Genomic DNA, 14,991 nt, shown 5'->3' with positions numbered 1-14,991 from the left:
ATAATCATAACCTCTCCACATCCACTAACGTTCCGCCTGCGAACTTCATTTTATAAATATCCGGCTTTGTGGTTTGAAGAAGAAAGCTCAGATCATATTTGGCATCAAAATAGTTCATCATAAGCGTCATGACTGCCCCGTGAGTTCCAATAGCAACCTTTTGACCGCTGTGATTGCTCAGTATTTCTGCCAGCACACTAACTGAACGCTTCTGACACGCATGAATGGATTCCCCACCAACTGGGACAAAATTCGGATCTTCAAACATTTTTGTCAGTAATGGATACAGCTCCTGATCAGTCGTAATCTTATTTCCGTCCGAGAAATGGATTTCCCGGAGGTCTTCAACACTCTGAATCTCTGCTCCTAACTCCTGCGCCAATCCAGAAATCGTATGTATAGCCCGAAGGTATGGACTTGAATAGAAGACTTGAATTCCTTCCAGACGTAGTTTTTCCGTTATCTTGCGGGCATCCGTCTCCCCCTTCGCGGTTAGTACGCGAGTCCTTTCAGTTTCTCCGGGCAGTTTGGGCGACTCACCGTGCCTCACCATGTAAATAAAAGTAGCCATCCTTTCCATCCTTTCCATCCTTTCCATCCTTTACCTCTACAAATTCTAATGTTCTAGCCAATCTCCTCTACACACTAAAAAAGCCCTTACGGACGAGAAACTGTCCTATCGGGCTAGGTAATATTGTAACTTATAACGTTTCGTGCAGCAGTTGCTTTAGATCACAAAGTAATAACTTATTGAGAGGTCACTTATTAAGGAGATACTTATTGAGAAGTCACTTACTGAGAAGTCACATATTAAGGCGACTATGACTAAAGAGACTCTTAATTGCACTATATACAACTATTAAGCGTAAAAAGAGACATCCTGAGCAAATAAGTGTACTTTGTGCAACTAAAAATCATCATTCCTAGACTAAAAGGGAGAATATCAAATAATAGCTGCACAAAATACAACTAAATCCCAGTTTGATCGATGGAGGGGAATTTAACTGCACATTCTGCAACTAAATGCTAGGAAGTCACGCTAGATTATCTTTGCCACTCAACCTTTCCAGTCTAGCTAAGTATCTGCTAGTTTGTCACGCTAGATTATCTTTGCCACTCAACCTTTCCAGTCTAGCTAAGTATCTGCTAGTTTGTCACGCTAGATTATCTTTGCTACTCAACCTGTCTAGTCTAGCTAAGTATCGGCTAGGTTGTCAGGCTAGGTTCTCTTTGGCACTCAAGTTTTCTAGTCACGCTAGAAAACGGCTAGTTTGTCACGCTAGGTTCTCTCTGCCACTCAAGCTTTCTAGTCCCGCTAAGTATTAGCTAGTTTGCCACGCTAGATTTTCTTTGCCACTCAACCTGCCTAGTCTAGCTAAGTATCTGCTAGGGAGTCACGCTAGATTCTCTCTCCCACTCAAGTTTTCTAGTTCAGCTAGGAAGTCCCGCTAGCTAGACTAGCGTGCTACCTGCTAGCTCCCCTCCATCACCTCAACTGTCCTAGATTGCTCCGCAGAGCTATCGTTCATCTCTTTCTGCGCGGGCCACAGCACACGCCCAAATGCGATGCCCAGCACACCAATCAGAGCGATTACGATGCCGAAATTCAAAAAGATACGGCTAGGCCCAGCAATCTGAACCATCATTCCGCCGAGAAGTGGTGCGCCAATCATAACTCCGCTAAGAATGGTACTCTGAATACCGAACACACGCCCTGTCATATGCGGGGGTGTTTCTTTTTGCAGACAATAATTGAACGTGATAATAAAAATTCCATTCCCAATACCTAGTAAGAACCCTAATAGCAATACAGAAATACTGGAAGCTCCTGGCTGAAGCAGTCCAAGTCCCCCAACCGATAAACCCATCAGCACATAACCCGTTCCAAGCTTCCAGCCATAACCTGTTCCGCGATTCATTTTGTTCATGACCATAATGATGAATACAGCACCGCCTCCGGATGCCGCCACGAGCCATCCCAGTAAAGATTCATTAGAGGGTGCAAGTACCCTAAATAGACTGGTGAATTGAAAATCAATCATCTGAATAGCCATTGAACAGACTATGCCAAACAGCATGGTATTTAGCAGCAACCTACTATGCAGCATAAAATTCCAGCCTTCTTTCCACATCGTGCGGAGAGCAACACGTTCCTCTTGATCGCCCTTGCCTTCTGTGCCAACTTGTTCTACTTCACTTTTCTTAACTGTAAGTAGGAGCAAATAGGAACAGCCTCTAAGGCAAGCATTGATCAATATACACCACTGTGGCGTAAGAACAGACAACGCGAAGCCGCCCAGTAAAGGTCCCGCGATTTTCGAGCCTTGATTTACAAGCCCATTAAGCGAGGTAGCTTGAAGCAGTTGGTCTTCTCTAACCATACTACGGGTCATCGACTGCTGAGCAGGCACGTTTAACGTAGAAATGGCAGCACGCAACATCAATAACGGGAGCAACCACACCATACTGGGAGCAAATAATACGAATACGGTTAACAATGCCGTAAGCAGATCACACATCCGCATTAGCTTCAGCTTGTTCAGTCGGTCAGCCACTACCCCTGCGAACGAGCCCAGCAAAATCCCCGGCAAAGCTATGGAGACCGGAATCAAAGCCAGCATTAGCGGGCTGGCCTGCCAGCGGTACCCTACGAGTACCTGAATTGCTAAGGCATCGAACCAATCCCCAAAGGTAGCCGTCGCATATGCGCTGTACACACGCATATACACCTTGTTCTTAAGCAGGCTCGTGCCTGCTTGTGTTGAAGCATTCATTAAACATTCCTCCAAATTACAATTAAGAACTTATTAGCATGACCTTAATGTAATGGAGAATTGTCAGAGAATTATCAGGGGGCAGTCACAAGGTTCGTAAGCACGGTATCCAAGGATTGTTCTAACCGATGGAATCCCCGCTCTTCCTTCTCCCGTTCAAATATATCCACATATTTGCGATACAAAGCTGGCTTAGGTGGAAACTGTTTACAAAAATGAACTATTCGGTACAATGCATATATCCGTATCGGCACGAACCCTGACATCTCAAGCACCTGAAGTGCCTCATCCAACAGTTGCTCGGCTTCACGCCAAGACTTGCGCCGTAGAAACCACAAGCCCCTTGTAACTTTATAACTACCAATCTCACGCAAATAAGGTTTCTCCAGCAAAAGTGCTTCAATGTCTGTTGCCATCCGTTCTATTACGTGATCTTCTGTTCCCATCCACAAGTGTGTAAGCATTTCAGAGGTCGCCGTTATAGGAATGAAACTCTCATACCCCGGCTCTTTAATCACTTCATATGTTAGCTTTAGTCGTTCCAGTGCTTTTTCCGGTTGCCCTGCCAGCGTGTACAAATCCAGAATATTTAGAATCTCCACTTCGCGATGCTGAGGCGGCAAAAGAATTTTTTTCTCAAGGACCAACTCACAGAACTCTAATTTTTTCTTAGGATCACCCAATAGAACATAACAGATTAATAAGGAATAAAACCGTTCCTCTATCCCCACCTCGGTTGTGTTCAGCAGCCAATCCAAATCTCCCTGTACAAAATGAATATAGATCGAATAAAACGGATCCATCGCATACCCCAAAACATCCTGTTGGCGTGCGAGGATTAACATCGAGCGACCTTGGCCATATAGGTGATATTTCTTGAATACCTCCCGCATCGTCTTTTGCATCTCTAAGTCATATGTAGTCGGATTGGCCATAGCAGCTGATGGCTCCTGCATAGTCAGACTATAACCAAATCCCCGAACAGTCTTAATATCTAAGTCTTGAAGCTTGCCTAGCTTTTTACGAAGCCGATAAATATGATCATCTACCGTTCGCTCTACCGGATATTCAAGCGGCCATACTTTATCCAACAGCTGTTCTCGACTGAATGTACGCCCTCTATTTTTATACAAGAACTGAAAAAGCGTAAATTCTTTTGGGAATAATTCTATCGTTATCCCTTCTGCGGTCACTTTATATTCACTTTCGTTTAATTCCAGCTGCATGATAGAACCTCACTTTCCCCGAACCCGCTCATTGGTTACATTATAACAGTCCGTCCAAGGCCTACTCCACCTCAAAAAAGAACATACAAAAAGAGCAACCCACAGATTCCTCTGCAAAATTGCTCTCTCCTCTTCTAACCCATGCCACTTACCCAGCCATATTGTTAAAAGAGTCCTGTTCACTAAACACGGAAATATGATCTACTGTACCGGTCGAGCTTGGAATAATAAATTTCAGCTGGTATTGGTCATTGGCTTGATAGGTGTAAATCTTATCGTCTCCGTTCACTTTGGTATCGTCAGGCTTGCCGAATGTTGCCTCAATTTGCTTCAGCGTCAGCTTTTGCAGCGCGGAATCACTTGAACGAACATCGAAGATTAAACTTCCTTTATTAAATCCAAACACGACATGTTTGTCAGTGTAGGTAGCATAAATTCCTTTTCCCGCTGACTCTTGTTGATCAGGTTTGCCCCAATCCGCTTCGACCTCATCAATGAGTCCGGTATGAGCGGCATATTTTACGCCAGGCACCTTCCCATATTTAGCAAGCTCGAGCAACTCTTTAAGCTGTTTGTCGCTATTTTGTGAATTTGAGCCGGTTGAATCTTTATCAGTCTCCGTAGGGGAGGAAGTCGCTGCTGGTACAGTTTCTGCTGGGGTGCTTGATGGACTAACTTCCGGCTCAGAGGTTGCTGTTACAGCCGTTTCTGTTGGCGCCGTTGCCTGGGATTCTGAATTCCCCGCCTCATTGTTCGAACTGCATCCAGCAAGCCCAATCATTCCTGCGAGTAGGATAGAGCCTGCTATTAATTTTATCTGTACTGGCATGATGTCATCTCCTTAATAGATTACCTTAAAGTCGTCTTACAAAAAATGAAACTGAACATACAGACGAGCTGAAAATCAAATAGTTGCAGGATAGCGGCAATTTTTCTGGATAACCCTCTTTTACCCATATCTACAAATATAAATTCATACACACTCTATTTTTCTACATAAAACCCTTTTTTCCGACACCTAACTCAAGTAAGTTTCTCTTTTAAAATCTCCACATAACTCCATCTAACTATAAACTCGTAAACTCATAAACCTATGAACTATATGACCTTACCCGTCATTCCCAGCCTCGAAGGGTTTCATTGCAGAACGTACAATAGAAAGGAGCTAATCCTGCTTGAAAAAGCGACCCATTGCAATCTGTACAATAGATTCCAACAGTAACCTCTTATCCGGCGAACTGCAATCGCGACATTTGTTGAATAATTTTCCATCCAAACGCAACCTTAATCCTCCAATCCGCATCTTATTAGTAAAGGGAGGGGAGCTACATCTGAATATTATAGAGAGAATTGTGGCAAAAGATGAGTCAGCTCTCCGCCTGTTAATGGACGAATATGGAGATATGCTGCTGCGAACCGCTTCTTTACTGCTCAAAGATAGACAAAGTGCCGAAGAAGCGGTACAAGATACTTTTATTCAAGCTTATGCCAAAATGAGTCAGTTACAGGAGCCGGATCGGCTGAAGGCATGGCTGATACGGATAGTAGTCAATCGCTGCCGCATGAGGCAAAGGACGTGGAGCTGGCGTAATATTTTCCCGGCGGGAGGGTCAGAGCTGCAAACTAACGAGGATGCTGACTTCACAGCCGGAGCGGAAGAGCTTTTTATGGTGGAATGGCATAATGTCAGGCTCGCCGAGTCCATGAGAAATCTCGACTATCTATACCGTGAATGTCTGACGTTATATTACTTTCATGAGATGAGCATCCGGGAAATTTCCGAGCAATTAAATACATCTGAAAATACGATCAAATCCAGACTCGCCAGAGGCCGGACGCTCTTAAAAAAGATTTTGGTGAAGGAGGGACATTTCTTATGAATACAGAACGCGATGCGGTCAAAAAGCAGCTGGATGAAGATTTAAAGAACCTCCAGTTCACTGGACACGACCGGGTCATTAAGCAGACTCACCCTCCAACCTTTGGAGCCCGTTTATTGGCGCTGTGGAATAAAGAAATTGAGATCCCTGTCAAACCTATAGGTGCGATCGGTGCTATTATTTTAGTAGTTTCGCTTACCCTACATCAACCAGAGGTTAAACAACAGCCACAACAAAATACCCCGCAGCGTGCGAACCGAGAACTAATCGAAGCTGGAGGCAATACGTATTGGAAGGATATCTACGAGCAGGCGGTGAAAAAACATGAGAATTAAGATAAAAATCAAACATCTGGTGTTATTCGTGTTACTCCCTGCCTCCCTGCTTATTCTTCTGTTTAACTTCTTACCTTCACAAAGGCAGATAGATCAGAGCACAGCTATTCAATCTAACATAGCTAGAACTGATCTTCTGCAAAAGCTGGCTTCCACAACCGGGAGTAAACGTATCGAGCTAATCCGTACAAACATCCTTGATAAGGATCACAGCTATGATCCCTACAGATATGACGTTAATGTCAGCCCTTCGATGAGCCAGTGGAGTAATGATGAAACCCAGCGTTCCGGTCTGTTACCGGAGGACATAGTACCTTTGCTTGAGGAATATATCCTTGAGGGGCCTTCGGATAATACACGTATATTTGCGGCTAAGCAGTTAGCTTATGAATATGATGCTCTTGGCCGAAAGGAAGATGGAGATCAAGCGCTAATCACCGCAACGAAACAGTCAAACAGCAACTCCGATATAGCTAAACAACTGGAGCTCCTTCGAGCGGAGCGAGCCCTAAATAGTGGCGATATAACAACCGCTGAAACAATTCTTGAACAAACCCCCTTTCCATCCGAGTATCAGGAAGAGCTAAACGCACAAAAAGCATGGCTTACCGGGCGTTTACTCTTTACAAAAGGCGAAGCGCAGGAAGCACTTGCCGTAGTAAAAGATGGCTTGGAGAGCTACAAAAAATTCTGGCAGGATATTCATAAACAAATGAACGCTGCCACCAGCAGTTCGAACGAAGGCTCCACAGACAATACAGGATCAGCAGCAGCAGCACCAGAAGCTGGGACTTCAGATACTGAAAGACAGCTGGAATCGCTTCGAACCGCAATTCAGTCTGCTATAGATATGGGAAATACTTCAACTGCTGTCGTCTCCGGTACCCTTACACGAAGCGATGGCACCCCAGTTCCACGGGCTGGTATTTTTCTCCGCGCTGAAAGCGAAGTTAACCATAGCATCACTTCTGCTGAACCCTACCGAATCGTCACAGATACTGAAGGACGTTTCGAATTTCACGGTGTGATTCCGGGCTTTTATCAGTTACAGCTTGGACTTGGCTATGATCAGATCGACGGCTGGACCTGGCCTGTACAATATGACGATTGGATTGAAGTTAAACCGGATGGCAGGTTGAATGAGAGCATAGTTCTACAACCTCTGCTTGAGCTGCAGTCTCCCATTAATCAGGAAACCCTAACGGGCAAGACCATAGATTTCCGCTGGAAAGCTGTTGAAGGTGCAGCTTACTATCGTTTAAGCGGTGGCGGGGAGGGGGCCGTGTTGGGTGTACAAATTCGGGATCGTATTGTAGATAATCATATCTCCATTCCAGTAGAAGAACTTTACGATGGCGGCGGTTTTTCCTATGGCAGCAGTGGAGATGGCTGGGAATCTATTGACCCCCTCTCCCTTCTCGGATTTATGAATCCCGAAGTGCGCTTTTCTTGGAATATTGAAGCCTTAGATGCAGATGGACGCCTGATTACCCGCAGTAATGGCTACAGGCTGAACGAAGACACTGTCGGCAATCTGCCGTTCTTTTATCTCAAGGAAAGAGAGCTTACTGCGGCTGACCAACTACTACTGGATAAGAAAACGGATCAGGCACTAGAAATGTACCAACAAAATATTGCCGATGACCCACAGGATGTTCATGCCCTGCACATGCTAGTAAAGATGATGCTTGCAAAATCGTCCCTCACAAAGGATACAACATTAGAAGATAAGGCGATTCCTTTACTCGAAAAGCTAATACAACTACAGCCTTCTACTAATTATGCCTTCACATTATCGCAGTACTATTTTGACCATGCCGACTGGAAGTCGTATAACGAATATTATTCCTACTACAACGAACTAAACCGACCCAATACTAACGGTTATGTACTTTCTATTAACGCCACAGCCCTCATGCAACAAGGGAAGCTTGAAGAAGCTCGTAAACAATTCGCGATCGCCCTAAAGTATGATGATAGCCATCGTTTTATTGGCAGCTTTTTGGCGGCAGAATTATACGCTGGTGAATCACTCTCTTCGGTAATGACACTTGCTGAGCGTTATCCTGAACTCAGCTTTGGTCATAGTGGGTATCGCTGGCCACAAATGATTAAACAACTGTTAGCGGAACGAAAAAATCAACCTAAAGTCTTTGACCAAGAGTTAAAAGAGAAGCTTGGATGGTATATGAATGGTCAAACTGATGAGTTAAAGCAATGGATCGCAAGTGCCAAACCCTCCGCTCTGAAGACCTTTATGCAGGAGGTTTTAGAGGTACGCTAATTCATTAAAATAAACCAAAATCCGGTCCCGCTCGATAAATTCGAGCATGGACCGGATTTTTAATTACACATAATCTTTTATTTAGATTTAGCTTCCATCATGTAATTCTGGAAATCCGTGATACTTGGGTTAGACATATAATGACCACCCTCTACTTCAATCGTTTGGCCTGTGATGAATTTGGATTCATCCGATGCCAGGAACAAAACCGTATTGCCGATATCATCGGCTTCACCGTGATAAGGTAGGGCGTTGAATTTTTGAAATATATCCAATACAGCTGGCGGCATATTTCTTGCTGCCGCAGGTGTCAGGATCAGCCCTGGTGCCACGCCGTTACAACGGATTTTGTCTTTACCATATTGTGTAGCGATGTAACGAGTAAGGTTCACAACCGCTGCCTTAGAGGAGCCATAAGCAGTACGCAATGAATCCCCAGCGAATGCTGACATCGAAGCCGTGTTAATGATCGAGCCTCCGCCCGCTTTAATCATATGAGGAATAGCAAAACGGCTGCCTAACAGAACACTTTTAGTATTCACGTTCATCAGGCGATCCCATTCTTCCAAATCTATATTGACCACATCAAGGTCTTTTTGCAGATTAGTTAGACCTACATTATTGAACAATACTGTGATGGTGCCATACTGAGCAACAGTGAAATCAACAGCTTCCTTGATCGAATCCGCTTGGGAGGCATCTAAGAAAAAACCTTCAGCTTCTCCGCCTTCATTTTTAATCTTAGATGCTGCTTCTTTGGCTGCTTCCACATTAAAATCGGCAATGACAACCTTTGCTCCTTCTCTAGCTAATAGAGTGGCAGCTGATAAGCCAATACCTGAAGCGCCTCCAGTTACTAATGCAACTTTACCTTGAACTCTTCCCATGTTCATACCCCTTTATAATGTTATTGTGCTTCTAAGATGACTTGGTTTATGTTTCAGAGCTATCAAAGCTCGTTAACAACTTCTCATAGATTTTCAAGAATTGCTGCAGTTCCTCCTCATTGAGCTTTTGGAACATTTCAGCTCTTAGCTCCTGTCCCTTAAGCTGTGCTTCCTTCAGAACGTCTTTTCCTTTGTCCGTGATAGATAGAAGTACATTCCGTCGATCATCTTCGTTATATTTTCGCTCGGCCATCCCCTGCTTAATTAGTCGATTAGCAATGTTTGTCATTGCTCCTGGCGTATATCCTAGTCTCTTAGCCAAAATAGTCTGCTTCAAGGGGCCTTTTTTATTCAATTCACCCAAGACTAGAACTGGAGATATCCCAATATTGTGATCAAATGCGTTCATCCATCGAACAATAACTTCATTCGTAAATAATTCAACTGCATGTATTAGCTTAAAAATATCTGGATTTTCCAAGAGGTTCTCCTTTGACATTCATGATGATCGGCTGCTTATAAAAGTATTTTAACACTAAAATATTTAATAGTAAAATACCTAATATTTAAAAAAAGAATGCTTGGTGAAAAGCATTCTTCAAATTGCGGATTTATCAACAACATAAGTGCCAGCCAGCAAATCGTGAATCGCACGTTTACGGGGATGGAATCCAACCAACAGGTAATCCACCAGCATGATTGGACCCAGGATTTGAGTGAGGTCAAAAGCCAAATCCGACCATAAGGATAATTTGGCGGAAATAACGGTAAAGTCATAGCTGCTGACCGCAATTACCATTGAAAGAATCATACTAATCATTCGGAAAACATTTCGAATCAGAGCTTCCTTCACTGTTGGGTAATTCCCGTGTTCATTGACAATTTTTATTTTTAAAATCAGCTTCCCAGGGGTTCCGCCAAATCTAACGATCATAAAGATATCAAATGCGATAAACAAAATGTACTCCAGGATAATAGGTATCTCCGAGTGTAATGAAACAGCTAATGAATTGAGTATCCAGTATACGATAACCCCAGGTATTCCAATGACCAAGAAATCAAGAATGGAAGCCAGCACTCTTTTCCAAAACCCTATGAAATTCTCCTGATCCAAATGCTCGGGTAGAATGTTATCCATGCAAGCACTCCTCTCTCTATCGTTTACTTTGTCGCTCAATCCCTATTTAACAATCCCTTCCTCAGATGCTCTTGGATAATGGGCTCCAGCTCTTTGTTATTTTTAACAATTACCCGTTTATCAGACAGAGTATCCGTTAACTCTATAATCCTATGTGCGGCCTCCTGATCATATCCACGGTTCCATTCAAAAATCATCACATACAGATTCTTAAATGACTGCTTGTAATTCGCTTGCTCTAAACCCAGTCTTGTTTTTATAAACCTTGTAAACACTCTCAAATCCCTGATCACTTTATTAGGGTTCAAAATAACGATTAAGTCAGCAGCTTTAAAACTCTCTTGTCCCCATTTGTAATGTGCACCTTCCAGAATCCATGAGGGTTTATCAAGGATTTCTTCCAACTGAGCATCCCTTGCTTCAACTGAAAAACGCAAATTCTCGGCACTTCTGTCCCATACCAAGTTGTCTGTCTCGTAATACTCTACACCATATTTTCTAGATAACTCCCGGGCGATATAGGATTTGCCGCTGCCGCAAGCTCCAATGATTCTAATCTTCATAAGATCAGCCCAGCCCTAGCGGCAGGATTATTAGTCCTATGGAAATTACGGTGATTACTCTTGTGGTGAGGAGCGTTAGCTTTTGGTTCTTCTCTGATTTATACCAGCCTTTAAACTGAAAATGATTCCGGTACAGCATAAAAAATAACAATAAATTCCCGAATCCCATACTCCAGTTATACACGGGCTGACCAAATATCAATTGATAGATCAATCTTTCTGCCCAACCCAAAACTAATAAAGTCAGCACAAGCAATATACATAATCGAAGTAATTCCAATATAAAAGAGCCCAATTTCAGCAATTCTGCAACCATCCTCTCAAGGTTTCTTTATCGCCAAAAAATCCACATTCCTCCAAATTATACACCTTACACCTTACGTCTCCTATCTAAAAACACAACCTGTTCAAGATAAATACATCCTGAGCAAGGTTGTGTTTTTTATCAGCTTAGGAGGATGCGGGTTTCCCCTCGCCCCTTAGTTCCTGTATTTGTCGCTGCAAATTAACGATTTCTGCCACTAGCGCTGCATTTTCCGCCTCAGAATCCACACTGCTACCCTGAATCAACTGATTCAGACGCAGCTGCAGAAGGGCAAGGTCATCCTCCCGAGCCTGTTCTATACCAGTAAGCAGACGGGTTCTGTCTTTTGCGAAGTATTCAGCATACGTTCCTTGAAAAAACTTTGGTGCCTGAGACGGCTCTAATATCACCAAGCGATTAGCCACTTTAGAGTGAAGATAACGGTCATGAGAGACCATCACTAGTCCACCGGGATACACCATCAGTGCCTCTTCTACACGTTCCCTAGTGTCAATGTCCAGATAATTAGTGGGTTCATCTAAGACCAATAAATTCGCTTTTCCAAAATACAACTTGAGGAAAGCCACACGGCATTTCTCCCCCAGACTCAAATCCCCAATCCGTTTAAATACATCGTCCCGCGTAAATAAAAAGCAACCCAAAATTGTCCGCGCCTCCGTCTGGGTCATTCCCGGCAGTTCAAGCAAGCTATCCAGAATCGTAGAGTTCATCTCTAAGTTATCTAGCTCTTGTGCAAAATAACCGATTGTCGTCCGTGGATGCAGCCGCACTTCACCTTTTGTAGGCTTATTGATCCCTGCAATTAATTTCAACAGCGTAGACTTTCCAACACCATTAGGACCCAGAATAGACAATCGGTCTCCCCGATTTAGCGACAAGCTGAAATTCCTAAGAAAAGGCGCACTCCCCTTATAGGCAAACTCTATCTCACGGAGTGTCAGTAAAGAATCTGCCAGAAACTCTTCGCTTTCCAGCTTCATCTTCAGCTTGCCAGTCTCGCGGGGCAATTCTACACGGTTCTTATTTAACCGTTCCAGCGCAGCTTCCTTGGCATGAAAACGAGACACATTTTTCTTGGATTTCGAACGCAGAAAATCATTTTGTCCGGCAGCACGATGCGCTTGCTGGAACCATTCTGCATACCGCCTAATGCTCTCCAACAGCTTCTCCTTTTCTTGCTCCTGCTTTTTATATTGTCCCTCCAATGTTCTCAGCTCTATAGTCTTCTGCTCCCGGTACTGTGTATATCCACCCGAATAACGCCGGCATCCCTCCGGACTAAGCTCCAGCACAGACGTCGCAGTTCGATCAATAAATGTACGATCATGTGATACATAAAACACCGTTCCAGGGTAGTTGCACACCCAATGCTCCAACCACTCCATCGTTTCTCCATCTATGTGATTGGTCGGTTCATCCAGAATCAATAGCTTGGGCTGCCGGGCTAATAATGCTGCTAATTGCACCCGTGTCTTTTGCCCTCCACTAAGTGAGGCGTATGGCAAATCCCAGACTGCATGTTCAAGCTTGAGCTGCTTTAGACTTTTTTCCGCTTTGACCTCCCAGCCATATCCATCAAGCTGCAAGTAACCATCGTACACCTCTGCATATTCAGCCAACTCAGCTTCGTTATCAGCTTTCTGCTCCTGCAATCTCTGACTGAGGGCTTCCAGCTGGCGTTTTAATTCAGGCAGCTGCGCTGACCCTGAAAGAACGTATTCCAATGCGGTTACTTCCCCTGGTACCTCAAGCTGTTGATCGAGCACACCCCATTCTTCAGATGACAGGCCATGATAGATACTTCCCTCTTCAAAAGTAAGCCGACCGATCAGCCCCTTAAGCAGTGTGGTTTTGCCAATCCCATTTCGTCCAAATAAAAGCACGCGCTCTCCTTCTGCTATCTCAAAGGATACCTCCTTAAATAAAGGGATCCCGTTCCATTCCTTACGTAAATTCTTCGCTTTAATTACAGTCATCTTTCATTCCTCCGATTTCATTGCAAATAAAAAACCGCAGCCAGCGGTCTGCGGTCGAATAGCGTATGAAGGGGGAATGTGCCCAGACATGGATAGACTACGGCCGTGATCACCTGCTGGATGCAGAGTAAACCAACACAATAGATAGAACTATCCATATAAAAGCATCGTAAGGCCCCCGACCGACACACGTATCCCTGACCGTTATCACCCTGCGCGGGTGCTCCGTGACTTGTGCATATGCACTTCACAAACTTTATGGTCTGTTTCAGGAAACGTGTTAGTTATTCATCAGTCGGTGGCCCTCCGTAATTGTCCGTATTTTTAGAATAAGTACAGTATATAACAATTTAAATCAGAAATAAAAGGTCAAGAACAATTATAACTTAATCTTTACCACCTGAGTCTGCGCATTCCACTGCACCTGAACAGCAAATAAATCAGGCAAGATACTCAGCGGAATTAGTAATCGGTTATTTTCATTGCGTGACGGTAAAATCGTAATGGATTTTCCATTCACAATAGCCTTATTGGATAATGGCTTATGTGTCACCGTACGATTGCCGATCGTAATTAGCAGTGCACCTGTCCCCGCTTCACTCTGCAAAGTTCCACCCAGTAAGGCCACGGATTCTCTCAGCGGAACAAACACACGGGAATTTTCCAATATAAAAGGATCCTTCAGCTTTGTTGTCGTCCCATTGATCTCAAAAGTCCCCGCAAACTTATTGCTTCCTACAGAATACCCGTTTTTAGTTGCAATATTCTCCATAGCCAGTGTGCTCGTTGTAATGATAACTCGAGTATTCTTGGCTACTTTTGGATACAGCCAATGAATATCATCATTATGCATTCGAATACAACCAGCGCTAACATACTTCCCTATCGATGACTCATTATTATTGCCGTGAATCGCATACGTCGTGCCATAGGTCCCGTTCACTTCCAGCCCCAGCCAGCGGTCGCCAAGCGGATTGGCCGGATCCCCACCGGGAATTTTCTCTTTGTAGTAGGGTCTGTTTTTTACTTTAACCACCATTTTGAAGCTACCTTCTGGCGTCAGTTCCTTCGACTTCCCTGTGGCAACCGGAAAAGTCTTCACCAGCTTGCCGTCACTGAAATACGCGAGTTTGTTTGTTTTTTTGTTCACGATGATCAGATCTGAGCCAGCAGCTTCCACCCTTCCAACTCCTGTAAAGCAAGCAGCGAACAAAAGCCCAAATACAAGCATCAGTTTAATGTTCCGCTGTAAAAAAGTTTGAAACCGGCCTCCCGAAAAGCATAAATTCATCTTGCTCCACCTCCGTTATATAAAGACGAAATCATTTCAAATATGTTGCGTACCAGCCTGTACCTATTCTTTTCAACTCGTCCCCTCCCGCTTGACGCAGAGATTGCAATACTGTAACCAGTGAATGCACGACAAAAAGCCGACCTTTGGATACGCAAAGATCAGCTAACGCATACACACATAAGTTGCGGACCCTAGAGCCCCTATTTGCAACTTTTTCGCTGTTTTGGGATGCTATCGGACTCCAGAGACCCTATTTGCATCTATTTCGCTGTTTTGAGATCCTATCGGACTCCAGCGCAGTTATTTGCT

14 protein-coding genes are annotated in these 14,991 nt (G+C 44.0%); 3 read left to right on the top strand and 11 right to left on the bottom strand.

Translation table 11 applies throughout. The features are described from left to right. Nucleotides 1–4 precede the first annotated feature (4 nt). From MKX34_RS05420 to MKX34_RS05405, 4 genes are all read right to left on the bottom strand, one after another. On the bottom strand, nt 5–571 hold the full coding sequence (locus MKX34_RS05420; RefSeq protein ID WP_076296839.1) for a histidine phosphatase family protein: 567 nt from the start codon (nt 569–571) through the stop codon (nt 5–7). A gap of 901 nt (nt 572–1,472) precedes the next feature. Further along, on the bottom strand, nt 1,473–2,774 hold the full coding sequence (locus tag MKX34_RS05415) for an MFS transporter (protein ID WP_036680431.1): 1,302 nt from the start codon (nt 2,772–2,774) through the stop codon (nt 1,473–1,475). 74 nt (nt 2,775–2,848) lie between these two features. Then, nucleotides 2,849–4,000 carry a winged helix-turn-helix domain-containing protein gene (locus MKX34_RS05410; protein WP_081383934.1) on the bottom strand — a complete coding sequence of 384 codons (1,152 nt, stop codon included), beginning with the start codon at nt 3,998–4,000 and terminating at the stop codon, nt 2,849–2,851. A 148-nt stretch (nt 4,001–4,148) separates the two neighbouring features. After that, nucleotides 4,149–4,829 carry a YjgB family protein gene (locus MKX34_RS05405; protein WP_076296826.1) on the bottom strand — a complete coding sequence of 227 codons (681 nt, stop codon included), beginning with the start codon at nt 4,827–4,829 and terminating at the stop codon, nt 4,149–4,151. A 346-nt stretch (nt 4,830–5,175) separates the two neighbouring features. Here MKX34_RS05405 and MKX34_RS05400 point away from each other — a divergent pair, with 346 nt between their 5' ends. The 3 genes from MKX34_RS05400 to MKX34_RS05390 are packed head-to-tail and all read left to right on the top strand — an operon-like array spanning nt 5,176 to nt 8,499. Next, a complete protein-coding gene (locus MKX34_RS05400) occupies nt 5,176–5,880 on the top strand; it encodes a sigma-70 family RNA polymerase sigma factor (protein ID WP_305953530.1) in 705 nt (234 codons plus the stop codon). Next, nucleotides 5,877–6,215 carry a hypothetical protein gene (locus MKX34_RS05395; RefSeq protein ID WP_076274213.1) on the top strand — a complete coding sequence of 113 codons (339 nt, stop codon included), beginning with the start codon at nt 5,877–5,879 and terminating at the stop codon, nt 6,213–6,215. Before MKX34_RS05400 ends, MKX34_RS05395 begins: the two co-directional genes overlap by 4 nt. Further along, nucleotides 6,205–8,499, top strand: coding sequence for a carboxypeptidase-like regulatory domain-containing protein (locus tag MKX34_RS05390; RefSeq protein WP_076296825.1), 2,295 nt, complete (start codon nt 6,205–6,207; stop codon nt 8,497–8,499). The genes MKX34_RS05395 and MKX34_RS05390 overlap by 11 nt, the downstream gene beginning before the upstream one ends. A 77-nt stretch (nt 8,500–8,576) precedes the next feature. On the opposite strand, the gene MKX34_RS05385 is transcribed toward MKX34_RS05390, so the two are convergent. From MKX34_RS05385 to MKX34_RS05355, 7 genes are all read right to left on the bottom strand, one after another. Further along, on the bottom strand, nt 8,577–9,386 hold the full coding sequence (locus MKX34_RS05385; protein WP_036680420.1) for an SDR family oxidoreductase: 810 nt from the start codon (nt 9,384–9,386) through the stop codon (nt 8,577–8,579). Between the two features lie 46 nt (nt 9,387–9,432). Then, on the bottom strand, nt 9,433–9,867 hold the full coding sequence (locus MKX34_RS05380) for a MarR family transcriptional regulator (RefSeq protein WP_036680418.1): 435 nt from the start codon (nt 9,865–9,867) through the stop codon (nt 9,433–9,435). 117 nt (nt 9,868–9,984) lie between these two features. Further along, a complete protein-coding gene (locus MKX34_RS05375; protein ID WP_038569014.1) occupies nt 9,985–10,524 on the bottom strand; it encodes an RDD family protein in 540 nt (179 codons plus the stop codon). Nucleotides 10,525–10,559: 35 nt separating this feature from the next. Then, entirely contained in the window at nt 10,560–11,087 is a 528-nt protein-coding gene (locus tag MKX34_RS05370) for a hypothetical protein (protein ID WP_036680415.1), read from the bottom strand. A gap of 4 nt (nt 11,088–11,091) precedes the next feature. After that, nucleotides 11,092–11,391, bottom strand: coding sequence for a hypothetical protein (locus MKX34_RS05365; protein WP_143759033.1), 300 nt, complete (start codon nt 11,389–11,391; stop codon nt 11,092–11,094). A 146-nt stretch (nt 11,392–11,537) separates the two neighbouring features. Further along, a complete protein-coding gene (locus MKX34_RS05360; protein ID WP_076296824.1) occupies nt 11,538–13,388 on the bottom strand; it encodes an ABC-F family ATP-binding cassette domain-containing protein in 1,851 nt (616 codons plus the stop codon). Nucleotides 13,389–13,767: 379 nt separating this feature from the next. Next, nucleotides 13,768–14,679 carry a L,D-transpeptidase family protein gene (locus MKX34_RS05355; RefSeq protein WP_052096810.1) on the bottom strand — a complete coding sequence of 304 codons (912 nt, stop codon included), beginning with the start codon at nt 14,677–14,679 and terminating at the stop codon, nt 13,768–13,770. Nucleotides 14,680–14,991: the final 312 nt, after the last annotated feature.

The organism is Paenibacillus sp. FSL R5-0636, from assembly GCF_037974255.1.
Classification (GTDB): domain Bacteria; phylum Bacillota; class Bacilli; order Paenibacillales; family Paenibacillaceae; genus Paenibacillus_AQ; species Paenibacillus_AQ odorifer.
This window is presented reverse-complemented; position numbering and strand designations above follow the sequence as displayed.